The organism is Burkholderia sp. BCC1988 (assembly GCF_905339895.1).
Classification (GTDB): Bacteria; Pseudomonadota; Gammaproteobacteria; order Burkholderiales; family Burkholderiaceae; genus Burkholderia.
On the sequence record NZ_CAJPHA010000005.1, the window covers coordinates 17244 to 38320 of the forward strand.

Sequence of the window (21077 nt, forward strand, 5' to 3'; positions counted from 1 at the left end):
TGCGTTTCGGGCTCGACGAAGTTCGAAGCATGCCTCGGCGCGGCCCCGCGCGCGCGCATTTCGCGCTCCTGTAGAATCCCCCCACCCGCTTTGACGCTTCGTCTGCGTCGTGCCCCATCCCGGTGCGACGGTGCGTGTCACATGCCCCATCCGGCATTCGACGCACGCTCGACGACGCAGGCCGCGCCTTGCCAGTCCATGCCGATAGCGGGTTCTGGAGACGCAGCACCGACAACTACATTCGAAAACCGATCGTCCTGACCATGCAAGCTTCCGAATTGAGCGGCGTGCCTCGCGCCGCCGAACGCGCGCTCACGCGCAGCGACTACAAGACCCTTGGCCTTGCCGCACTCGGCGGCGCCCTCGAGTTCTACGACTTCATCATCTTCGTGTTCTTCGCACCCGCGATCGGGCAGCTGTTCTTCCCGCACGACATTCCCGACTGGCTGCGCCAGTTGCAGACGTTCGGCATCTTCGCGGCCGGCTATCTCGCGCGCCCGCTCGGCGGCGTGATCATGGCGCACTTCGGCGACCTGTTCGGCCGCAAGCGGATGTTTACGCTGAGCGTGCTGATGATGTCGGTGCCGACGCTGCTGATGGGCCTGCTGCCGACCTACGACTCGATCGGCATCCTCGCGCCGGTGTTGCTGCTGCTGTTCCGCGTGCTGCAGGGCGCGGCGGTCGGCGGCGAAGTGCCGGGCGCATGGGTGTTCGTGTCGGAACACGTGCCGTCGCGCCACATCGGCTATGCGTGCGGCACGCTGACCGCGGGCCTCACGGCCGGCATCCTGCTCGGCTCGCTGGTCGCCGCGGGCATCAACAGCCGTTACTCGGGCGCCGAAGTCACCGCGTTCGCGTGGCGCATTCCGTTCCTGCTCGGCGGCGTGTTCGGCCTGTTCTCCGTGTACCTGCGCCGCTGGCTGCACGAGACGCCGGTGTTCGCCGAGATGAAGGCGAAGAAGGCGCTCGCGGCCGAGATTCCGCTGAAGGCCGTGCTGCGCGACCACGGCCGCGCGGTGATCGTGTCGATGCTGCTCACGTGGATGCTGTCGGCGGCGATCGTCGTCGTGATCCTGATGACGCCCGCGCTGCTGCAGAAGCAGTTTCACCTGACGCCCGCGACCACGCTGTTCGCGAACAGCGTCGCGACGCTGTGCCTGACGGCCGGCTGCATCACCGCCGGCTCGCTCGCGGGCTGGATCGGCGCGAAGCGCGTGCTCGGCATCGGCGGCCTCGTGCTGGCCGCGTGCTATTACCTGCTGTTCGCGCAGGTCGCGGCCGACGCGTCGACGCTGCCGCTGTACTACGGGATCGCCGGCTTCATGGTCGGCACGATCGGCGCGGTGCCGTTCGTGATGGTCAAGAGCTTCCCGCCCGTCGTGCGCTTCTCGGGCATCTCGTTCTCGTACAACGTCGCGTATGCGATCTTCGGCGGCCTCACGCCGGTGATCGTGTCGCTGATGATGAAGTCGAATCCGCTCGCGCCGGTCGTGTACGTCGCGGCGATCTGCGTGCTCGGCGCGATCGCCGTGCAGTTCTCGAAGGATGCGAAGGACCCGAAGGACACGCGCTGAACGTCGGCGCGCACGCGCCGGCCGGATGAACAAAGGGCCGAATCCCGCGGCGTGCGGGATTCGGCCCTTTTGTTTGGGCTTCAGCGGGGCGACGTGCGCGCGTCGCGCCGTTCAACCGGGTTCGATTCAGCGCAGCGCGCCGTACGACGAACTCGGCCGGCGCAGCGCGTCGATGCTTGCGCCGCCAGCGCCGGTCACGAACAGCAGCAGGAAACCGCCGGCGATCGCGACGTTCTTCCAGAAGTGGATCACCATGTCGTGCTGGACCGCGGCGTCCGTCGCGTCCCAGAAATTGTGTCCGACCATCGCGGTCGCGATCGTATAGAACGCCATCAGCAACGCGAGCGGCTTCACCTTGTAGCCGACGATCAGCAGCAGCCCGCCGAGCGCTTCGATCGTGACGACGACCGGCCCCGTCACCTGCGGATAGGGCACGTTCAGCCCGTGCAGATAGCCGATGAAATCGCTGTAGCCGAGCAGCTTCATCACGCCGCCCCACAAGAACAACGCCGCCAGCGCCAGGCGCGCGAAAAAAATGACGCCGGAATCGACGGAACGCGTCATGCCTCTCTCCTCGTATGCAATTCGGCCGTCCACACGAGGCGTGCCCGTGCGGTTCGGGGTCGCGCGGCCCTGCCGGGCCGGCGGCAAATGGGCCAGCATAGAGGGTCTTTCCGCGGTGTCCAAGAAAAAGGTTGTAGCAAATCTTTACACCGCGGCGGTCATGCAGGCGCGGCGGCACCGCGAAACACGGTGTTCGGCCCTGGCGGATAAATAACGGAACAGGCCCTAACCGGCGTCGCTCAACAGCACGCCTTTCTTGAAGATGAAACAGCCGTAGCCGCGCGTCTCGCCGGTGACGATCACCGCATACGCCTGCTGGGCGCGCTCGTAGAACGCGAAACGGTCGACGCCCGTGAGCGGCACCGCGCGCCCTTCCGCACGATCGATCTCGGCCTGCACTTCGCGCTGCACGGGCGGCACCGCGGCCGGATCGCCGACGACTTCCATCCGCCAAGCGGGTGTGTCGACAAACGTGTCGAGCGGCAGCACCGACAGCACCGCGCGCGCGACGCGCGCCGAGTCGGCGCCGTCGATGCGCAGCGCGCGGCCGGCCACCGTATGCTCGGCGACGGATTCCGCCGGAAAATTCGCATCGCAGATCACCACTTCATCGCCGTGCCCCATCGCGCGCAGCGCGTGCAGGATGTCGGCGTGCAACAGCGGATCGAGATTCTTCAACATGTGGGAAAGGCTCCGGGATCGGGAACGAATTGCATAACGTTACCCGATCCCGGCCGCCGCCGGGCATGCGTCACGCGCATCACGACGCCGCGGCCGGCATTTCGTCGATGAAACCCGTGACCGACTTCAGGCGGCCCGACGCATCGACGGTGCCGAAGTCCGAACCTTTCACGACCGCCGCGCCGTCGGGCGACACGAGCGCCCACGAGAAGCGCAGGTGCTCGCCGAATCCGTCGACGTCGGTCGTGCGGCGAAAGCGATACGCGGGGAAGCGCTCCTGCACCGCGGCGATCATCGTGTCGATGCCCGCATGGCCGTCGCCGGCCATCAGCGGATCGCGATAGGCCGCGTCGCTCGCGTAGGTCGCATCGATCAGCGCGCGCCGGCGTGCGACGTCGGGCTCGTTCCAGGCATCGAAATAGCGGTCGATCAGGTCGGCGTGAGCCGACTGGGCGATTTGGGCGGTGTTCATGGCGAGACTCCTTGTGTCGATGGGGGGACGATGTCGCAAACGTTTCGTGTTCGCGTGCCACCATCGTCGCCGGCCTCGCGTGGGCGGTCGATTACGTGCGAGGTAAGGAATTCGTGCCGGCCGCGGAAAGCATGCATGCGCCGAACCGCGAACCCGCCGCCGCCATCAAAAACGGGCGCCCGAAGGCGCCCGCATCGCATCGTCTGCCGCCGTCGCGGCGCGCGTCAGGTCACCGGTGCCGGATTGAACAGCGTCAGCGCATTCGCGAGCTTCCATTGCTCGGCCCACGTGCGACGCTTGCCGCTCGCGACGTCGAGCATCAGCCGGAACAGTTCCCAGCCCACGTCCTCGATCGACGCCGCGCCGGTCGCGATCTGCCCCGCGTCGAGATCCATCAGGTCGTGCCAGCGGCGCGCGAGATCGCTGCGCGTCGCGACCTTGATCACCGGCACCTGCGCGAGGCCGTACGGCGTGCCGCGCCCCGTCGTGAAAACGTGCAGGTTCATCCCCGCCGCGAGCTGCAGCGTGCCGCAGATGAAGTCGCTCGCCGGCGTCGCCGCGTACAGCAGCCCCTTCTGCCGCGCCCGGTCGCCGGGACGCACGACGCCGGCGATCGGCGCGCTGCCCGACTTCACGATCGAGCCCATCGCCTTCTCGACGATGTTCGACAGGCCGCCCTTCTTGTTGCCGGGCGTCGTGTTCGCACTGCGGTCGACGCGGCCGCGCTGCAGGTAGCGGTCGTACCAGTCCATCTCGCGGATGATCTCGCGGGCGACGTCCTCGTTCGCCGCGCGCGACGTGAGCTGCGCGACGCCGTCGCGCACTTCGGTCACCTCCGAGAACATGATCGTGGCGCCCGCCCGCACGAGCAGGTCGGCCGCGAAACCGACCGCCGGGTTCGCGGTGAGCCCCGAGAACGCGTCGCTGCCGCCGCACTGCACGCCGACGACGAGATCCGACGCCGGGCAGGTTTCCCGACGGCGGCGGTTCAGCCGCTCGAGATGCGATTCGGCCATCTTCATGATCGAGTCGATCATCGAGTTGAAGCCGACGTGCGCGGCGTCCTGCAGGCACACGACGCCGCCGTTGTCCGGCGCGCCGTCGGCCGCCACCGGAATCGAGCCCGGCGGCAGCAGGCGCTCGGGCTGCAGCTTCTCGCAGCCGAGGCTCACCGTCATCACCTCGCCGCCGAAGTTCGGATTCAGGCTGATGTTGCGCAGCGTGCGGATCGGAATGTCGGCATCGGGCGCATCGATCGCGACGCCGCAGCCGTATGTGTGCTCGAGCCCGACCACGTCGTCGACGTTCGGGTAACGCGGCAGCAGTTCGTCCTTGATCCGCTTCACCGCATGCTCGACGACGCCCGACACGCATTGCACGGTCGTCGTGATCGCGAGGATGTTGCGCGTGCCGACCGAGCCGTCGGCATTGCGGAAGCCCTCGAACGTATAGCCTTCGAGCGGCGCCAGCGGCGGCGCGGCACGCGTGGCGAGCGGCAGGTCGTCGAGCCCCGGCGGCTCGGGCATGCGCATCGTGCGCTCGTTGACCCAGCTGCCGCGGCGCAGCTCGGCGAGCGCGTAGCCGATCACGACGTTGTAGCGGACGATCGGATCGCCGGCCGCGAGGTCGACCAGCGCGACCTTGTGCCCTTGCGGCACGCCTTCGCGCAGCGTCAGGCCGTCGGCGAACGTCGCGCCCTCGGGCAGGCCGCCGTCGTTGACGACGATCGCGACGTTGTCGTCCGGATGCACGCGGATATAAAGCGGGGAAGCAGTCATCGGAATTCCTGGGAGGCTACCGGTCAAATCGTTAGTCATCATATGACATTCAACACCAAGCCGCGATGCTGCGTAAACCCTTATCCGGAAAGACCCTATCTCTCGCCGGCCGGCAAACCGCTTGCGCCGCGCTTTTCCGCGTTGTACGATGACATACAACGACATCGCCAATATGGCCCGGATGCCGTACCCGACGAACCCATCAGCACTCGCGCTGGACGGACGACCCAACCATGACTTCACCGCAAGAACTCAAACAGATCATCTCCCACGGCCTGCTGTCGTTTCCGCTGACGGATTTCGACGCGGACGGCAGCTTCCGCCCGGCCACCTATGCCGAGCGTCTGGAATGGCTGGCGCCGTATGGCGCGACCGCCCTGTTCGCGGCCGGCGGCACCGGTGAATTCTTCTCGCTCACGCAGCGCGAGTATTCGGACGTGATCCGCGTCGCGACGGAAACCTGCAAGGGCAAGGTGCCGATCCTGGCCGGCGCCGGCGGTGCGACGCGCGTCGCGATCGAATACGCGCAGGAGGCCGAGCGCCTCGGCGCGAGCGGCGTGCTGCTGATGCCGCACTACCTGACCGAAGCCAGCCAGGAAGGCATCGCCGAGCACGTCGAGCAGGTGTGCCGCGCGCTGAAGATCGGCGTCGTGGTGTACAACCGCGCGAATTCGAAGCTGAATGCCGACATGCTCGAGCGCCTCGCCGATCGTTGCCCGAACCTGATCGGCTTCAAGGACGGCGTCGGCGAAATCGAGAGCATGGTCACCATCCGCCGCCGCCTCGGCGACCGCTTCGCGTACCTCGGCGGCCTGCCGACAGCCGAAGTCTACGCGGCCGCGTACAAGGCGCTCGGCGTGCCGGTGTACTCGTCGGCCGTGTTCAACTTCATCCCGAAGACGGCGATGGCATTCTACGAAGCGATCGCGAAAGACGACCACGCAACGGTCGGCCGCCTGCTCGACGAGTTCTTCCTGCCGTACCTGAAGATCCGCAACCGTCGCGCGGGCTACGCGGTCAGCATCGTGAAGGCGGGCGCGAAGCTCGTCGGCCACGACGCCGGCCCGGTGCGCGCGCCGCTCGTCGACCTCACCGACGCCGAAATGGCCGAACTCGACGTGCTGATCAAGAAGATGGGCCCGCAGTAAGCGGCGGGCTGACCAACGGCACGCGATCCGGTGCGTGCCGGCCCGCGCGGGACCGGCGGTTCCGCCAGGCGCCTCCCTTTCGACGGCCGCCCCGTGCTTCGCGGGCCGGCCGTTTTCATTACATCTGTGCGATGGTCCCGACGATCCGGTAGCGCAGGCTGCCGAGCCTGAGCCGGGTCGCGGCGATATCGGTGCCGGCCGCCGATCGCCGGAAGCGCGTGTTCGGATCGTCGGCGAGAATCTGATCCAGCACGTCGGGATCCACGACCGCATCGAAAAACCGGCCGAGCGTGAGCGTCGCATACTGTTTCGCGGTCGCGAGCTGGCTGTTGGCCTGCATCAGCGCCTCGGTGCGCAGGCCCGGATCGCGTTCGTCGATGCTGCGGCGATGCTTCAGCGCAAACACCAGCGCCTCCATGTCCAGCCGGAACCGCTTGACGGCCTGGCCGAACCCGAGCGAATGCGGATCGGAGCCGGTGACGGGCCGCCCCTGATTGATCGTCACGTCGAATTCACTGCCGCCCAGGTCGCGCTGCAATTCGAACAGCGCATTGGCGAGTACGCGCCCTTCGCTGGTCTCGCCGATCTGGGTGCGCACCGATTTCGCGACGTCGCCGATCGCTTTCCACAATCCGGCCGCGAACAGGTGGTCGCCACGCTTGCTGATATTCATCGGAGGGCTCCTTGTTGGTTTTTGTCGGTCTCTCAGGCTCGCCTGCGGACCGGCGGGTCCGAGGCCTCGCTAATGTAGGAGAAATTCCGGCGGCGTGGAAACCGCCATCCATCTCGTCAAGGCGGCGCATCATGAGAAGCATCATTCGATGCCCCCCGCTCTCTAATCGAGCAAAACCGGCCCTCCATCAAAAAGGCGGCGGGGTACCCGTGGGCACCGTGCGCCGCCTTGTTTCAACCTTGCCGGAACGCGTCCCTCCCGGGACGCGGCCTTCAGTCGTCCTGCGCCATCACTCCGCCTTCCCGTCCCGCAGCCGCGGAATGTCGAGCGGATTGCTTTCCTGCAGCCCTTCGGGCAGCAGGTCGTCCGGGAAGTCCTGATAGCACACGGGCCGCAGGAAACGGTCGATCGCGGTCGCGCCGACCGACGTGACGGCCGGGTTCGACGTCGCCGGGAACGGCCCGCCGTGGACCATCGCATCGCACACCTCGACGCCGGTCGGGTAGCCGTTGACGAGCAGGCGCCCGGCCTTGCGTTCGAGGATCGGCAGCAGGCGGCGCGCGAGCGGCTTGTCGTCGGCGTCCAGTTGCAGCGTGGCCGTCAGCTGGCCCTCGAGTGCGTCGAGCACGCGCGCGACTTCGTCGAGATCGCGGCAGCGCACGATCAGCGACGCCGGCCCGAACACCTCGTGGCCGAACGCCGGCTCGGCCAGGAACGCCTGCGCGGCGACTTCGTACAGCGCGCCGCCTGCCTGGCATTCGGTCTGCGCCGCCTCGCCCACGCCGATTTCGCGCACGCCCGGCAGTTCGGCCACCTTGCCGCGGCCGTTGCGATACGCGTCGGCGATGCCGCGCGTCAGCATCACGCCGGCCGGCTTCTTCGCGAGCGCCTGTGCGGCGACGGACTCGAAGCGATCGAGATCGGGGCCGTCGACCGCCAGCACGAGACCCGGGTTCGTGCAGAACTGGCCGGTGCCGAGCGTCAGCGAATCGACGAAGCCGGTCGCGATCGCGTCGCCGCGCGCGGCCAGCGCGGCCGGAAACAGCACGACCGGGTTGATGCTGCTCATTTCCGCATAGACGGGAATCGGTTGCGGGCGCGCGTTCGCGAGCTGCACGAGCGCCATGCCGCCCTGCCGCGACCCGGTGAAGCCGACGGCCTGGATCGCCGGATGGCTGACGAGCGCCGCGCCGATCACGCGGCCGGGGCCGATCAGCAGCGAGAACACGCCGGCCGGCATCCCGCATTTCGCGACCGCCGCGCGGATCGCGCGGCCGACCAGCTCGGACGTGCCGAGGTGCGCCTCATGGGCCTTCACGATCACCGGGCAGCCGGCCGCGAGTGCCGACGCGGTATCGCCGCCGGCCACCGAGAACGCGAGCGGGAAGTTGCTCGCGCCGAACACGGCGACGGGCCCGAGCCCGACCTTCTGCAGCCGCAGGTCCGAGCGCGGCAGCGGCGTGCGCGCGGGCTGCGCGGGGTCGATCGACGCGGCGAGGAAGCGCCCGTCGCGCACGACGCGCGCGAACAGCCGGAGCTGGCCGACGGTGCGGCCGCGCTCGCCCTGCAGCCGCGCGACGGGCAGGCCCGTTTCGGCGTGCGCGCGTTCGATCAGCGCGTCGCCGAGCGCGACGATTTCGTCGGCGATCGCCTCGAGAAACGCCGCGCGGGCCGCGAGCGGCTGCGTGCGATACGCGTCGAAGGCGTCGCGCGCGAGTGCGCATGCGCGCTCGACATCGGCCTGCGTCGCGACGCCGAAGGCCGGCGCATCGATCGGCACGCCCTTCGTCGGGTCGAACGCGCGCAGGGTACCGGCCGAGCCGGCCACCGCGTCGGCGCCGATCAGCATCTCTCCAGTCAGTTGCATGGGTGTGCTCCGTGGTTCGGGAATGGTTCGCTCATTGTAGCCCAACAGATATGATGTCTGCTGACGACATGGCGATATTCCCGTCGCTCCACAGTTACTCGACCGCAGGCCACAAACCCTTATCCATTCGGCACAAGCAGGAAATTCTTGCCTCTCCCGCTGCCGTCCGAAGGGAAAACCCGAGGTGTCCGCGCGCCTTCGTTGCAGGTAATTTTTGGCCCATGTCATACGACGACATATATTAAGCACGCAATCGGCGCACCTCTAGAGATCTTCCGATCAAACTCGCCGCCAGCGCGCGCCGCACCGCCGTGCGCTACTGGATCCGGGCGCCGCTGTCCGTCGTCACGACGCTCAACGATGCGGACCGCGCGACGCCGTCGGTCACCGGCATGCCGATCCGCAAGGCGTTCGGCATGATCCGGTGACGACGGGCCGGATCTTCCCGGCGCTCAGCCGGGCGTACGTGCTCGCGCAACTGCCGAGCGGCCGGTTCCCCGATTCGTCGATCGAGTTGCCCATCGGGCGCAGGCAGCGGGCAGCATCGGCGCGGCACACCGATCCGGAATGCTTACCTCGCAGGTAATGCCCGGCGCGCGCGGGATTGCCTATCATCTTCGTCATGAACTCGACCGCCACCCTCCAATCGCTGCCCCCGTCCGCCGGCCGCGCGTCTGGCATCGGCTCGCTGCTGCGCACCTGGCGTCAACGCCGCCGCCTGAGCCAGATGGCGCTCGCGCTGGAGGCCGAGGTGTCCGCGCGGCACCTGAGCTTCGTCGAATCGGGGCGTGCGCAGCCGAGCCGGGAGATGGTGCTGCATCTCGCCGAGCGCCTCGACGTGCCGCTGCGCGAGCGCAATGCGCTGCTCGTCGCGGCCGGCTATGCGCCGCTGTTTCGCGAGCGGCCGTTCTCCGATCCGCAGCTCGATGCGGCGCGCCAGGCGGTCGAAGCCGTGCTGCGCGGCCACGAGCCCTACCCGGCACTCGCCGTGGATCGCCACTGGACGCTGCTCGCCGCGAACCGGATGCTCGGCGCGCTGGTCGCGCAGGCCGATCCGGCACTCCTGCGGCCACCCGTCAACGTGCTGCGGCTGAGCCTGCATCCTGACGGCCTCGCGCCGCAGATCGTCAACTGGCACGAGTGGCGCGCGCATATCCTGCACCGGCTGCAACGGCAGATCGACGCGAGCGGCGACCGCACGCTGCATGCGCTGCGCGACGAACTCGCGACCTATCCGGCACCGGCCGGCCAGCCCGCCGACACGCAGGCACGCGCCGACTACGCGGACATCGCGGTGCCGCTGCGGCTGCGCACGGCAGCCGGCGAACTGACGTTCTTCAGCACGACGACGGTGTTCGGCACGCCGGTCGACGTCACGCTGTCGGAGCTCGCGATCGAGGCGTTTTTCCCGGCGAATCCGGAGACGGCGGACGCGATGCGCGCGCTGGCGGACGCGTTGCCGGCGCAGTGAGCATCGTCAACGACGCTCGAACGCCAGCTTCACGCCCAGCCCGAGCAGGACCGCGCCGCTCACCCGGTGCATGCGGGTCAGGATGCGCGGATTGCGCCGGATCGACGTCGACAGCAGGCCGGCGAACAGCGCGACCGGCCCCTTGACGAGAAACGTCAGGCCGGCAAACGTCGTGCCGAGCACGAACAGCGACAGCATCGGATGCGCGGCGCCCGCGGGGACGAACTGCGGCAGGAACGCGAGATAAAACAGCGCGACCTTCGGATTCGACACGTTGGACAGCGTGCCTTGCGCGAACGTGCGCAACCCGGACGCCGGCGCGTCGCGACCGCTCGCGAGCGTCAGCTCGCCCGACGACCGCAGCAGCGTGATGCCGAGGTACAGCAGATACAGCGCGCCGATCATCTTCAATGCAGTGAACAGCCATTCGGATCCCTGAAGAAGCGCACCCAGCCCGAGCGTCGCGAGCATCGTATGCACGAGCAGCCCGACGCTGACGCCCGCCGCGGTCACGAGGCCCGCCCGCGTGCCGCCGGATAACGTGCGCGACATCACGAGCACCATGTCCTGGCCCGGCGTCAGAATGATCAGAAGGGAAGTGGCCATGAACGGCAACCAGGCTACGTGCGGCATCGGAACTCTCCTGAAAGCGGCGCCAGCCGGGACGGGCGGGAATCGCGCGCGTCCGATGAGCCGGGCAGTCATCGGATTATCGGCAACTTGCCGTGGAGAATGGCTGCGAAGCCGGCTACTTTCGAGGCATGATTTGGCGTTATTCTCCAATATCGACTTCATCGGTAGTCAAAAATGCCAATCAAGCTGGATGCCATCGATCGGCGCATTCTGCGTGCGCTGCAACGGAACTCGAACCAGACGAACGCCGAACTCGCGCAGCAGGCCGGCCTCTCGCCCACGCCCTGCCTGCGCCGCGTTCACCTGCTGGAGGAACAGGGCGTGATCGACGCGTACGTCGCCCTGCTGAACCCGGCGGCCGTCGAGCTGCGGTTCACGGCCTTCGTGCGCGTCACGCTGGAACGCCAGGACAAGACGACCGTCGAGCGCTTCGCGCGCGAGATGGAGCAGGCGCCGGAAGTGCTCGAATGCCATCTGATGGCCGGCAGCTACGACTATCTGCTGCGCGTCATCGCGAAGGATCTCGACGACTATCAGCGCTTTCAGATGGAGACGCTCACGCAGATCGAAGGCGTACGCAACGTCGAAACCGAGATTCCGCTGAAGCGCATCAAGCAGACGGTGCGTCTGCCGATCTAGGCAGGCGAAAAGACAACGGTGTGCGCACCGCTGTCTTCGGATCAGGCGCCAGAACACTACAATGACGTCCGTTCGTACAAGATCCTGAAATGTCGTTCGCCACCCGGGCCACGCCGGCGGCGGCACCCTTCACTTGACGATGCCGGCACGCCCCGGTCTACCGCGGCCATTCCAACAATGATTCCGCTCGGTCGTTCGCCTGTCTCATGATTCCCGCTCCGATTTTCTCCGGCACCTTCTTCATCGTTCTCGGCATTTCGTTTCTGGCGGCCGTCTCAGTCGTGCTCTGGATCGTTGCGCTGGTGCTGTTTCCGCCTGTACGGCGATCGTTTCGTGCATATCGGCGACGCTCCACCGCCATCTTCGCCGCCCTGTGCGTGACGAGCAGCTTCGTCGTCGCGATGGTGGCGATCGGGCTGCAGGCCGAGGCGAACATCAGAAAGGAAGAGGCCGCGAAGCATCCCGCGCTCGTGAAGAGCGAGCGTCTGCTGGGCATCGACATGCCGCCCGGCACGCGGCTGTCGCTCTCGACTGCCGGCGACATGAACTCGATCGAGAAAGCCGAGTTTCCGCATGCGGTCGATGTCTACGGCATTGCGGCCGTCGCGCTGACGGTCGGGACGGAATTCGACGATGAAGCGCCGCGCAACGACCGGGACCTCGCCACCCTCACCGCACTGACGCTCACCACCACCGGGCCCCGGACGATCGATGGTTGGACCTGCGGTTCGAAAGCGCCGCTGAAGATCGTGCTGCGCAACGATGCGCGGACCAGGACGCTCTGGTCATGCCACCTGGCCGACGGCAATCGCGTGGCCGGCGGTGTCGTACCCGCCGGGTCGCGCGTCATGAGAAGCACCACCACCTATGGGGACGGCATGCGCGACAACGACTATTGGGAGATCAGGGTCGCGGAAGACGACGTGTTCGAATTGTCATCGCTACCGCTGCGTCACGCCGAACTGCGACTCGATCGGGAACGCACCGTTCTCGCGTTCGACTACGCGACGCTGGCGCGTGCGGCGAGCGTCGGCAACATCGCCTACCCGGCCGGCACCGAAGTCACGTTCGGCGTGCGCGGGCTGCGCGAAGACTACCCCGGTGCGTGGCGCTTCAGGACACCCGGGCGCCAGCACGCGGTCGACAAGAACACGGGACCGATCGCCGATGGTGCGTCGGTCGTACAGGCGCCTTCGGGGAAGGTTTACGCGATCTTCCCGGGTCGTACCGACTGAATGCGCTGCGCCATGACCGGCCGGCGGCCGAGTGCGAGCGCAGCGCGATCGTGATTGCACGGTTCGCGAAGAAATCCCGAAGTCCCGCAAGGACTCGGGCGCGGGCGTCGGCTATCGCAGGCAAGCCACACCGAGCGGCATGGCGACGCCGGACGGTTTGCCGACGCTACGTATAAAGCGACGCCTGCGGCAATTCCCCCGTCAGCGCGAACCGGCCGACGTCGCGCAGCCGATAGTCGAGCGGATCGTGCAGCGTATGCGTGCGCGCGTTGCGCCAGAAGCGGTCGAGGCCGTGCGACGCGGCCGTCGCACGTGCGCCGCACGCGTCGAACAGCGCCTCGCCGTTCTCGAGCGCCGCGCGCTGCGCGACGATCTTCGCATCCGACACCGCGAGTGCCACCTCGGCCCGTTCGTCGGCCGTCAGCGCTTCGCGCCGCGACCATGCGCGCTGCAACGCGACGGCCGCGCGGTCGGCGAGCGCCGCCGCCGCGACCGCCTGCACGCGCATGTCGCCGAAGCGCTGCAGCGTATAGGGATCGTCGCTCGCCTGCGCGACACCCGCGTTGATCCACGGCCGGCCGTGCTTCAGCACGTAGTCGCGCGCCTCTGCCAGCGCGCCTTCCGCGAGCCCGACGAACAGGTTCGTCAGCACGAGCTGCGATACCAGCGTGCGCAGCGTCGCGCGCGGCGTCGGCGGCGTCTCGGAGCGGTGCAGCACCTCGTCCGGCGCGAGCGTCACGCCGTCGAAGCGCACGCTGCCGCTGTCGGTCTGGCGCTGGCCGATCGGATCCCAGTCCTCGTTGACCGTGATCCCGTCACGATCGGTCGGCACCACGCCGAACACGGCGCGGCCCGTTTCCGGATCGTGCGCGGACACGGTCATCCGCTGCGAGCCGCGCGTGCCCGAACAGAAGCCCTTCACGCCGTCGAGCCGGTAGCCGCCGTCCGGCGTCGCGGTCGCCGCGAGCCGCGTGTCGAGCGGGTTGACCGCATTGCCCCACCACCAGCGATGCTCGACCGTGCCGCGCAGATAGCGTTCGCGCTGCGCCGCGCTGCCCCACACGTCGACGCTCACCACCTGCAGGATCTGGAACCCGACCAGATGCGCGAGCGCGCTGTCGACGCGCGCGATCCGCCGGATCGTGTCGTAGATCGCCGGCCACTCGGCTTCCTGTCCGCCGAATTCGCGCGGCACCGCGAGCGTCAGCAGGCCCGCGTCGGCGAGCCGCTGCTTTTCGTCGGCCGCGTGACCGCCCGCGCGGTCGCGCTCGGCAGCCGTCGCACGCAGCGCGTCGATCGCACGCGCCAGCGCATCGGCGTCGAGCGCGCGTGCGTCGGTTTCCGGCGCCAGCGTCGCCGGGCCGCGGGGATCGTTCATGCGACGGCTTCCTGTGCAACGGTTTCGTGCGCAACGATTTCGCCCGACAACGGCACCAGCGCGCCGAGCCGGCGGCCGGTCAGCCGCGACAGGATCTCGCGCCGCCAGTCGTCGTAGATCGCGCGGTATTCGGCGATATCCGCACCGAACACGTGCGCGGTGTGCGCGTATTCGTCATGCAGATAACCGTCGAGCCGCGCCTGGGTTTCCTCGTCGGCCGCGATCACGCGGTCGACCAGCGCGTCGCGCTCGGCGGGCGGCAGCGCGTTCAACGTGTCGAACCACCACTGGACGATCTGCACGCGATGCCACTCCTCGTCCGGACGGATCCGGTTCTCGCCGTGCTCGCGCATCGCGCCGTCGGCGATGCGGCCGGTCTTGCGCTGGATCCACAGCTTCGCGAGGATGTGCAGCTCGTAATGCCATTCGAACGCGAGAAAGCCCGCGACGTCGCGTACCGCGATGTCGCCGATGCGTTCCCAGTGCGCGGCGACGAGCCGCTCGACCTCCGGCAGCGGATCGCGGCCCGTCAGTTCGGTCACGCGCTCGCGCCCGATCACCGCGTGCGCGCCGTCGTCGCCGAGCTGGCGCGACAGGATCAGCTGGAAATGCGGGTCATCGCGAAACAGCGTGTCGATCGCCTTCGCGACGACCTGCACGATGAACAGGTCGTGCGACGCCATCTTCGTGTAGTAGTCGGCGACGGCGGCGAGCTCGTCCGCGCCGTGCGGCTCGCGCGGCGGCGTCGCCAGTTTGTCAGGGAAGCCGGGGCGATGGCGTCGTGCGACGTCCAGAAACAGGGCTTCCTCGAATTGTCCGTTCCATTCGCGCGGCGCGCCGATGGGCAAGGTCATGGGTATCGTTCTCTCAGGGTCTTCAATGAAAAGAGCCGGCGCTCGTGGCGCCGCTCAGGTACGCCGGGTCACGCGTCGGACCAGGCGGTCGCCCGTGATTTGCACGGCCGAAACGAGTGCGATCAGGATCACGATCACGGTCACCATGACCGTGGTGTCGAAACGCTGATAGCCATAGCGGATCGCGAGATCGCCGAGCCCACCCGCGCCGACTGCGCCCGCCATCGCGGTCGAGCCGATCAGCGCGACGACGGTGATCGTGAAACCGCCGAGCATGCCGGGCAACGCCTCCGGCAACAGCACGTGCCACACGATGTGGCGGCGTTTCGCGCCCATCGCGAGCGCCGCCTCGATCAGCCCGCGATCGACTTCGCGCAGGCTCACTTCCGCAATCCGCGCGAAGAATGGAATCGCCGCGATCGACAGCGGCACGACGGCCGCCCACACGCCGATCGTCGTGCCGATCAGCACGCGCGTGAACGGCAGCAGTGCGACGAGCAGGATGATGAACGGTGTCGAGCGGAACACGTTGACGAGCGCGCCGAGCACCGCGTTCAGGCCGCGCCGCGCGTAAATGCCGCCGGGCGCGGTCGTCACCAGGATCACCGCGAGCGGGATGCCGATCAGCGCGGCGATCGCGGCCGACGCGGCGACCATCGACAGCGTGTCGCGGATCGCGTCGAGCAGTTCGGGCCACCAGAGTTCAAACATAGCCGAGCACCTCCGCATGATTCGCGTGGCGGCGCGCGCGCTCGAGCAACGCGGCGACCGCGCCGCCGCGTGCCGGCGGGTGGCCGGCGTCGTCCGCGCGCGGCGACGCCGCGATCACGAGGCGCCCTTGCGCATGCCCCTGAATGCGCTCGATCCCGCCGTGCAGGAAGCGCACCGAGCCGCCGAGCGCCGCCGCGAGCGCGCCGACGTCCGGCTCGCCGCCGCTTTCGCCCGTATAACGGACGTCCAGCACGACTTGCGCGCCGTCGGGCAGCGCGGCCAGCTCGGGCAACGGCTGCACGCGCGCGGCGAGTTCGGCCGGCAGGTCGTGCACGAGCGTGCTGAGCAGGGCGCGCGTCGCGCCGTGGCGCGGATCGCCGAACACGCGCCACACCGGGCCCGTTTCGACGACCTCGCCCTGCTCGATCACCGCGACCGTGTCGCATACCGCGCGGATCACTTCCATCTCGTGCGTGATCAGCACGATCGTCAGTCCGAGGCGGCGGTTGATGTCGGCGAGCAGCGCGAGGATCGATTGCGTCGTCTCGGGATCGAGCGCCGACGTCGCCTCGTCGCACAGCAGCACCTCCGGGTCGTGCACCAGCGCCCGCGCGATGCCGACGCGCTGCTTCTGGCCGCCCGACAGGCTCGCCGGATACGCGTCGCGTTTCGCGGCCAGCCCGACGAGATCGAGCAGCGCCTCGGCCTTGCGCGTGCGCTCGGCCTTCGGCACGCCGGCGATCTTCAGCGGCAGCGCGACGTTCTCGAACACCGTCTTCGCCGACAGCAGGTTGAAATGCTGGAACACCATGCCGGTGCGACGCCGCAGCGCGACGAGCCCGTCCTCGTCGAGCGCGCCGACGTCGACGCCCTGCACGCGCACGCTGCCCGAACTCGGACGTTCGAGGCCGTTCACGAGCCGCAGCAGCGTCGACTTGCCGGCACCGCTGCGGCCGATGATGCCGAACACCTCGCCGCGCCGCACGTCGAGCGTCACGTCGCGCAGCGCGGCGGCCTGGCCGCGCGGCGTCGCGAACACCTTGCCGACGTGTGCGAACGACACGGCGGCGGCACCGTCGGCCCGCGCGGCCGCCGCGTTACGCGAATCATGCGCGTCATGCACGTCCGCACCCGCACCGGCCCGCACGGCCGATGCCTCGATGAAACCCAGCGTATCGAACAATTGCGTCATCGCTTCGCTCCGTCACGTTCACGCATGCGCGGGATGCCTGGGTTCGGGCGCCGGCACGGCGGCCGGCCGGTGCTGTGCGCCCGTGTGCCACGCGGGCAGCCGCGCGCCGGCGCCGAACAGCTTCTCGCGCAGCGTCGGCGCGGAATCGTAGTCTTCCTTGTAGATGCCGCGGTTCTGCAGCTCGGGCACGACCCAGTCGACGAAATCCTCGAACGATTCGGGCATCACGGTGCGCGTCAGGTTGAAACCGTCGATGCCCGTCTCGTCGATCCACGACTGCAGTTCGTCCGCGACTTGCGACGGCGAGCCGACGATCGGCGCATAGCGGCCGCCGAGCGACATCTGTTCGAGCATCCGGCGCACGGTCCACGTGCCGGTCGTGCTCTTGCGCGAGATCGCGTCGACGGCCGACTGGATCGAATCGGTCTTCACGTACGAAATCGGCTCGTCGAGACCGTACTTCGCGAAGTCGATGCCGGTCGAGCTAGCGAAATGCGCGAGGCCGGCTTCCGGGCTCGCATAGCGCCGGTATTCGTCGAACTTCTCGCGCGCGAGCCGCTCGGTTTCGGCGGTCACGACGCTCACGCCCGCGAAAATCTTGATCGATGCGGGATCGCGGCCCTGCCGCGCGGCGGCTGCGCGAATATCCAGCGCCGCCGCACGCGCCGCGGCCTTGCTCTGCCCGTTCACGAACACGCACTCCGCATGCCGCCCCGCGAACTCGACGCCGCGCGCGGACGAACCGGCCTGGTACAGCACCGGCGTGCGCTGCAGCGACGGCTCGCTCAGATGGATCGCGTCGACCGAATAGAACGGCCCGTCGTGCTTCACGCGCCGCACCTTGCCCGGCTGCGCGAACACGCGCGCCTGCGCGTCGCGGATCACCGCGTCGTCGTCCCAGCTCTGTTCCCACAGCTTGTAGACGACGTCCATGTAGTCGTCCGCGCGTTCGTAGCGGTCGTCGTGGCCGATCTGCTGTGCGAGGCCCATCCCGCGCGCGGCGCTGTCGAGATAGCCGGTCACGATGTTCCAGCCGATACGCCCCTTCGTCAGGTGATCGAGCGTCGACATGCGGCGCGCGAACAGGTAAGGCGGCTCGTAGGTCAGGTTCGCGGTCACGCCGAAGCCGAGATGTTGCGTGACCTGCGCCATCGCGGGCACGAGCAGCAGCGGATCGTTGACGGGCACCTGCACCGATTCGCGCAGCGCGGCGTCCGGGCCGCCGCCGAACACGTCGTACACGCCGACGATATCCGCGAGAAAGATCCCGTCGAACTTGCCGCGTTCGAGCGTCCTCGCGAGATCGGCCCAGTAGTCCAGATCGGTGTAGTGCGCGGAGCGGTCGCGCGGATGCGTCCACAACCCGTGGTTGATGTGCCCGACGCAGTTCATGTTGAACGCGTTGAGCAGGATCTTCTTGCGGTTCGCCGTCGTCATGTCGCCTCCGTCACCACGCGATCGCGTACAGCGAGCCGAACGCGTTGTCGAGCGCACGGCGCACCGCCGGCGAATGCTGGTAGATCGCGATGAACTTGCGGATGCGCGCGTCGTTCACGCTCTCGGGCCGCACGACCCACTGGATCGCGAAGTTCTTGTTCTCGGTGCCATCGAACAGCAGCGCGCTGTTCGGGTCGGTCGTGCCGGCGAGCTTGATGAAGCTCGGATAGCCCTGCGCGAGGTCGACGTCGTCGAGCGAGCGCGCGAGCTGCGACGCTTCGAGCGGGATGATCTTCAGGTGCTTCGGGTTGGACACAATGTCGTGCGTCGTCGCGCGGTAGTCGGCGCCCGGCTTCAGCGTGATGAGGCCCGCGCGCTGCAGCAGCAGCAGCCCGCGCCCGCCGTTCACCGGATCGTTCGCGATCGCGACGCGCGCGCCGTCCTTCAGCTCGTCGAAGCGCTTCACCTTCTTCGAGTAGAGGCCGATCTTCATGATCGTGCCCGGCGCGATCGACACGAAGTTGTAACCGCCCTGCTTCTTGGCGTTCTCGAGAAACGGGATGTGCTGGAAGTAGTTGACGTCGATGTCCTTGTTCGCGAGCGCCGCGTTCGGCGTATTCCAGTCGGTGAACTCGACGATCTTCACGTCGAGGCCCTGCTCCTTCGCCTCCTTCGCGGCAATCTTCAGCGCGTCGATCTGCGGGCTCGTCGAGATGCCGACCTTCAGCGGCGCGGTGTCGGCACGGGCGCCGTTCAGCATCACGACGCCGAGCAGCGCGGTTGCCAGCAGGCGGGCCACGCGGCCGGAGGAAAAGCGGGCGGAAAAAACGGCATGCAGCATGGGAACCACTCTCCTGTCCAAAGACGGTATCGACGGATGAGCGGCGCCGCGGCGAACGCGCGGGCGTTCTCCGGACAGTCGTCGTCACATCGGAAAAAGATCAGCCGATGATAGAGAGCGGCAGGAAGGCGGTCTACGAAGCGATTGTGCGAAGAAAATCGCGTGCGGCGATATGGCGCCAGGGCGCGCGTCCGATGCGCGTGCGGCCGCCCCGCCGGCCATCGGGCCGAAATCTCGGCCTGCCCGCCGGGCGAATTCCGAAATCTCGGCCAGCCGGGTGTTGCCACCCTTTCCGCAGACGAAACAAAATCCTTATAAATCAATGCCCTAAAAATATTCCGGCAGGCCGGAATGCTTGGCACGGGGGTTGCATTAATAGACGCCACACGATGCCGCGTAGCAATGCGGGCATTCCAAACATCAGGAGACACGTCTTGCAGACCTCAATCCCCACCCAATCCCGTCCGGAGGCACTTGCCGAAGCCGGTCCCGCCACGCGCACACGCTTCTGGCCGGAAGGCTGGTGGAAGCTGATGGAAATCCGCATCGGCATCATCCCGCTGCCGGTCTACGTGATCCTGTTCGGGCTGATCGTCGGCTTCGCGGTGACGGGCAAGGTGCCCGGCGAGATCTCGATGGCGATCGCCGTGCTCGCGTTCTTCGGCTTCACCTGCGCGGAACTCGGCAAGCGCCTGCCGCTCTTGCGCAACATCGGCGCGGCCGCGATCTTCGCGACCTTCGTGCCGTCGGCGCTCACCTACTACCACGTGCTGCCGAAGCCGGTGCTGAACCTCACCGTCGAGTTCACGAAGTCGACCAACTTCCTGTACCTGTTCATCGCGTCGATCATCGTCGGCAGCATCCTGAGCATGGACCGGCGCGTGCTGATCCAGGGCTTCGTGAAGATCTTCATTCCGCTCGCCGCCGGTTCGGTCGCGGCCGCGATCGTCGGCACGGCGGTCGGCACCGCGCTCGGCCTCGGCGCGCGCCACACGCTGCTGTACATCGTCGTGCCGATCATGGCGGGCGGCGTCGGCGAAGGTGCGATTCCGCTGTCGATCGGCTATTCGGAACTGATGCACCTGCCGCAGGGCGAGATGTTCGCGATGGTGCTGCCGCCGGTGATGCTCGGCAGCCTGACCGCGATCATCCTGTCGGGCGCGCTCGACATGCTCGGCAAGCGCCTGCCGCACCTGACCGGCAACGGTCGCCTGCAGGTCGGCGAAAGCGGCGACATGACGCCGGAAAGCGAGGAGATCCGCGGCCACGTCGACGTCACGCACATCGCGGGCGCCGGCATCACGGCGATCACGCTGTACCTCGTCGGCCTGATGGCGCACAAGCTGTTCGGCCTGCCCGCGCCGGTCGCGATGCTGTTCCTCGCGGTGCTGGTGAAGCTCGCGCGCGCGGTGTCGCCGCCGCTGCAGGAAGGCGCGTTCGTCGTCTACAAGTTTTTCTCGACCGCTGTCACGTACCCGCTGCTGTTCGCGATCGGCGTCGCGATGACGCCGTGGGACAAGCTGACCGCCGCCTTCACGATCGTCAACGTCGTCACGATCGTGTCGACCGTCGCGACGCTGATGGGCACCGGTTTCGTGGTCGGCCGCCTGCTGAAGATGTACCCTATCGACACCGCAATCGTGAACGCCTGCCACAGCGGGCAAGGCGGCACCGGCGACGTCGCGATCCTGACCGCCGCGAACCGGATGCAGCTGATGCCGTTCGCGCAGATCGCCACGCGCATCGGCGGCGCGATCGTCGTCACCGTGACGCTGATCCTGGTCGCGCACTTCGGATGACGCGCCGCTGCGCGCACCGTCGCGCAGGCTGCTTCGCACGCGCCGCCGCCGGCTTTGCCGGCGCGCGGCGCGTGTCGTTGTGGCGGGGCGTTTGGGACGGCCGGTTGCGAGCGACCGGTTGCGGGCATCG

Annotated in this window: 19 protein-coding genes and 1 pseudogene; 7 read left to right on the forward strand and 13 right to left on the reverse strand. The window is 68.0% G+C overall.

What is annotated here, in order from left to right; all coding sequences use genetic code 11:
* The first annotated feature begins 263 nt into the window (after positions 1-263).
* Entirely contained in the window at positions 264-1574 is a 1311-nt protein-coding gene (locus U4012_RS08390; protein ID WP_044845735.1) for an MFS transporter, read from the forward strand.
* Positions 1575-1700: 126 nt separating this feature from the next.
* Here U4012_RS08390 and U4012_RS08395 read toward each other — a convergent pair whose 3' ends face one another.
* The 4 genes from U4012_RS08395 to garD form a co-directional block, all read right to left on the reverse strand.
* A complete protein-coding gene (locus U4012_RS08395; RefSeq protein WP_044845736.1) occupies positions 1701-2138 on the reverse strand; it encodes a DoxX family protein in 438 nt (145 codons plus the stop codon).
* A 225-nt stretch (positions 2139-2363) separates the two neighbouring features.
* On the reverse strand, positions 2364-2819 hold the full coding sequence (locus tag U4012_RS08400) for an RbsD/FucU family protein (protein WP_321797678.1): 456 nt from the start codon (positions 2817-2819) through the stop codon (positions 2364-2366).
* A 79-nt stretch (positions 2820-2898) separates the two neighbouring features.
* Positions 2899-3291 carry a nuclear transport factor 2 family protein gene (locus U4012_RS08405; protein ID WP_321797680.1) on the reverse strand — a complete coding sequence of 131 codons (393 nt, stop codon included), beginning with the start codon at positions 3289-3291 and terminating at the stop codon, positions 2899-2901.
* A 224-nt stretch (positions 3292-3515) separates the two neighbouring features.
* Complete coding sequence (garD, locus tag U4012_RS08410) at positions 3516-5069, reverse strand: galactarate dehydratase (RefSeq protein ID WP_044845739.1); 1554 nt, start codon at positions 5067-5069, stop codon at positions 3516-3518.
* Positions 5070-5302: 233 nt separating this feature from the next.
* Here garD and kdgD point away from each other — a divergent pair, with 233 nt between their 5' ends.
* Positions 5303-6217, forward strand: coding sequence for a 5-dehydro-4-deoxyglucarate dehydratase (gene kdgD / locus U4012_RS08415; RefSeq protein WP_044845740.1), 915 nt, complete (start codon positions 5303-5305; stop codon positions 6215-6217).
* Positions 6218-6335: 118 nt separating this feature from the next.
* Here kdgD and U4012_RS08420 read toward each other — a convergent pair whose 3' ends face one another.
* Positions 6336-6890, reverse strand: a complete 555-nt coding sequence (locus tag U4012_RS08420) for a hypothetical protein (protein WP_321797683.1) — start codon at positions 6888-6890, stop codon at positions 6336-6338.
* Between the two features lie 289 nt (positions 6891-7179).
* On the reverse strand, positions 7180-8757 hold the full coding sequence (locus tag U4012_RS08425) for an aldehyde dehydrogenase (NADP(+)) (RefSeq protein ID WP_321797685.1): 1578 nt from the start codon (positions 8755-8757) through the stop codon (positions 7180-7182).
* A gap of 278 nt (positions 8758-9035) precedes the next feature.
* Here U4012_RS08425 and U4012_RS08430 point away from each other — a divergent pair.
* Both U4012_RS08430 and U4012_RS08435 read left to right on the forward strand, forming a co-directional pair.
* Positions 9036-9247 (forward strand): annotated as a pseudogene (locus tag U4012_RS08430) (MFS transporter); the annotation flags it as partial.
* A 132-nt stretch (positions 9248-9379) separates the two neighbouring features.
* A complete protein-coding gene (locus U4012_RS08435; protein ID WP_257772837.1) occupies positions 9380-10228 on the forward strand; it encodes a helix-turn-helix domain-containing protein in 849 nt (282 codons plus the stop codon).
* Between the two features lie 6 nt (positions 10229-10234).
* Here U4012_RS08435 and U4012_RS08440 read toward each other — a convergent pair whose 3' ends face one another.
* Positions 10235-10861 carry a LysE family translocator gene (locus U4012_RS08440; protein ID WP_321797689.1) on the reverse strand — a complete coding sequence of 209 codons (627 nt, stop codon included), beginning with the start codon at positions 10859-10861 and terminating at the stop codon, positions 10235-10237.
* Positions 10862-11035: 174 nt separating this feature from the next.
* On the opposite strand from U4012_RS08440, the gene U4012_RS08445 reads away from it, so the two are divergent.
* A complete protein-coding gene (locus tag U4012_RS08445; RefSeq protein WP_044845745.1) occupies positions 11036-11500 on the forward strand; it encodes an Lrp/AsnC family transcriptional regulator in 465 nt (154 codons plus the stop codon).
* Between the two features lie 206 nt (positions 11501-11706).
* Complete coding sequence (locus U4012_RS08450; RefSeq protein WP_321797691.1) at positions 11707-12735, forward strand: hypothetical protein; 1029 nt, start codon at positions 11707-11709, stop codon at positions 12733-12735.
* 166 nt (positions 12736-12901) lie between these two features.
* On the opposite strand, the gene U4012_RS08455 is transcribed toward U4012_RS08450, so the two are convergent.
* From U4012_RS08455 to U4012_RS08480, 6 genes are read right to left on the reverse strand one after another with little or no spacing between them, the layout of a single operon-like run.
* Positions 12902-14113 carry an acyl-CoA dehydrogenase family protein gene (locus tag U4012_RS08455; protein WP_321797693.1) on the reverse strand — a complete coding sequence of 404 codons (1212 nt, stop codon included), beginning with the start codon at positions 14111-14113 and terminating at the stop codon, positions 12902-12904.
* Complete coding sequence (locus U4012_RS08460; protein WP_124530210.1) at positions 14110-14967, reverse strand: hypothetical protein; 858 nt, start codon at positions 14965-14967, stop codon at positions 14110-14112. Before U4012_RS08460 ends, U4012_RS08455 begins: the two co-directional genes overlap by 4 nt.
* A gap of 54 nt (positions 14968-15021) precedes the next feature.
* Positions 15022-15678 carry a methionine ABC transporter permease gene (locus U4012_RS08465; protein ID WP_044845749.1) on the reverse strand — a complete coding sequence of 219 codons (657 nt, stop codon included), beginning with the start codon at positions 15676-15678 and terminating at the stop codon, positions 15022-15024.
* The gene (locus U4012_RS08470; protein WP_321797696.1) at positions 15671-16870 is read right to left on the reverse strand and encodes a methionine ABC transporter ATP-binding protein; all 1200 of its coding nucleotides are present in this window, start codon (positions 16868-16870) and stop codon (positions 15671-15673) included. Before U4012_RS08470 ends, U4012_RS08465 begins: the two co-directional genes overlap by 8 nt.
* A gap of 18 nt (positions 16871-16888) precedes the next feature.
* Positions 16889-18307 (reverse strand): LLM class flavin-dependent oxidoreductase, encoded by a 1419-nt coding sequence (locus tag U4012_RS08475; protein WP_321797698.1) that lies wholly within the window; start codon positions 18305-18307, stop codon positions 16889-16891.
* Between the two features lie 10 nt (positions 18308-18317).
* On the reverse strand, positions 18318-19148 hold the full coding sequence (locus U4012_RS08480; protein WP_321797700.1) for a MetQ/NlpA family ABC transporter substrate-binding protein: 831 nt from the start codon (positions 19146-19148) through the stop codon (positions 18318-18320).
* A gap of 434 nt (positions 19149-19582) precedes the next feature.
* On the opposite strand from U4012_RS08480, the gene U4012_RS08485 reads away from it, so the two are divergent.
* Positions 19583-20947, forward strand: a complete 1365-nt coding sequence (locus tag U4012_RS08485) for a 2-hydroxycarboxylate transporter family protein (RefSeq protein WP_124523783.1) — start codon at positions 19583-19585, stop codon at positions 20945-20947.
* Positions 20948-21077 lie beyond the last annotated feature (130 nt).

Coding starts and splice junctions, on each gene's coding strand:
- U4012_RS08420 (WP_321797683.1), bottom strand. CDS start 6,890: ATGAATATCAGCAAGCGTGGCGACCACCTGTTCGCGGCCGGATTGTGG.
- U4012_RS08405 (WP_321797680.1), bottom strand. CDS start 3,291: ATGAACACCGCCCAAATCGCCCAGTCGGCTCACGCCGACCTGATCGAC.
- U4012_RS08390 (WP_044845735.1), top strand. CDS start 264: ATGCAAGCTTCCGAATTGAGCGGCGTGCCTCGCGCCGCCGAACGCGCG.
- U4012_RS08470 (WP_321797696.1), bottom strand. CDS start 16,870: ATGACGCAATTGTTCGATACGCTGGGTTTCATCGAGGCATCGGCCGTG.
- U4012_RS08450 (WP_321797691.1), top strand. CDS start 11,707: ATGATTCCCGCTCCGATTTTCTCCGGCACCTTCTTCATCGTTCTCGGC.
- U4012_RS08475 (WP_321797698.1), bottom strand. CDS start 18,307: ATGACGACGGCGAACCGCAAGAAGATCCTGCTCAACGCGTTCAACATG.
- U4012_RS08400 (WP_321797678.1), bottom strand. CDS start 2,819: ATGTTGAAGAATCTCGATCCGCTGTTGCACGCCGACATCCTGCACGCG.
- garD (WP_044845739.1), bottom strand. CDS start 5,069: ATGACTGCTTCCCCGCTTTATATCCGCGTGCATCCGGACGACAACGTC.
- U4012_RS08465 (WP_044845749.1), bottom strand. CDS start 15,678: ATGTTTGAACTCTGGTGGCCCGAACTGCTCGACGCGATCCGCGACACG.
- U4012_RS08435 (WP_257772837.1), top strand. CDS start 9,380: ATGAACTCGACCGCCACCCTCCAATCGCTGCCCCCGTCCGCCGGCCGC.
- U4012_RS08395 (WP_044845736.1), bottom strand. CDS start 2,138: ATGACGCGTTCCGTCGATTCCGGCGTCATTTTTTTCGCGCGCCTGGCG.
- U4012_RS08445 (WP_044845745.1), top strand. CDS start 11,036: ATGCCAATCAAGCTGGATGCCATCGATCGGCGCATTCTGCGTGCGCTG.
- U4012_RS08425 (WP_321797685.1), bottom strand. CDS start 8,757: ATGCAACTGACTGGAGAGATGCTGATCGGCGCCGACGCGGTGGCCGGC.
- U4012_RS08440 (WP_321797689.1), bottom strand. CDS start 10,861: ATGCCGCACGTAGCCTGGTTGCCGTTCATGGCCACTTCCCTTCTGATC.
- kdgD (WP_044845740.1), top strand. CDS start 5,303: ATGACTTCACCGCAAGAACTCAAACAGATCATCTCCCACGGCCTGCTG.
- U4012_RS08460 (WP_124530210.1), bottom strand. CDS start 14,967: ATGACCTTGCCCATCGGCGCGCCGCGCGAATGGAACGGACAATTCGAG.
- U4012_RS08480 (WP_321797700.1), bottom strand. CDS start 19,148: ATGCTGCATGCCGTTTTTTCCGCCCGCTTTTCCTCCGGCCGCGTGGCC.
- U4012_RS08455 (WP_321797693.1), bottom strand. CDS start 14,113: ATGAACGATCCCCGCGGCCCGGCGACGCTGGCGCCGGAAACCGACGCA.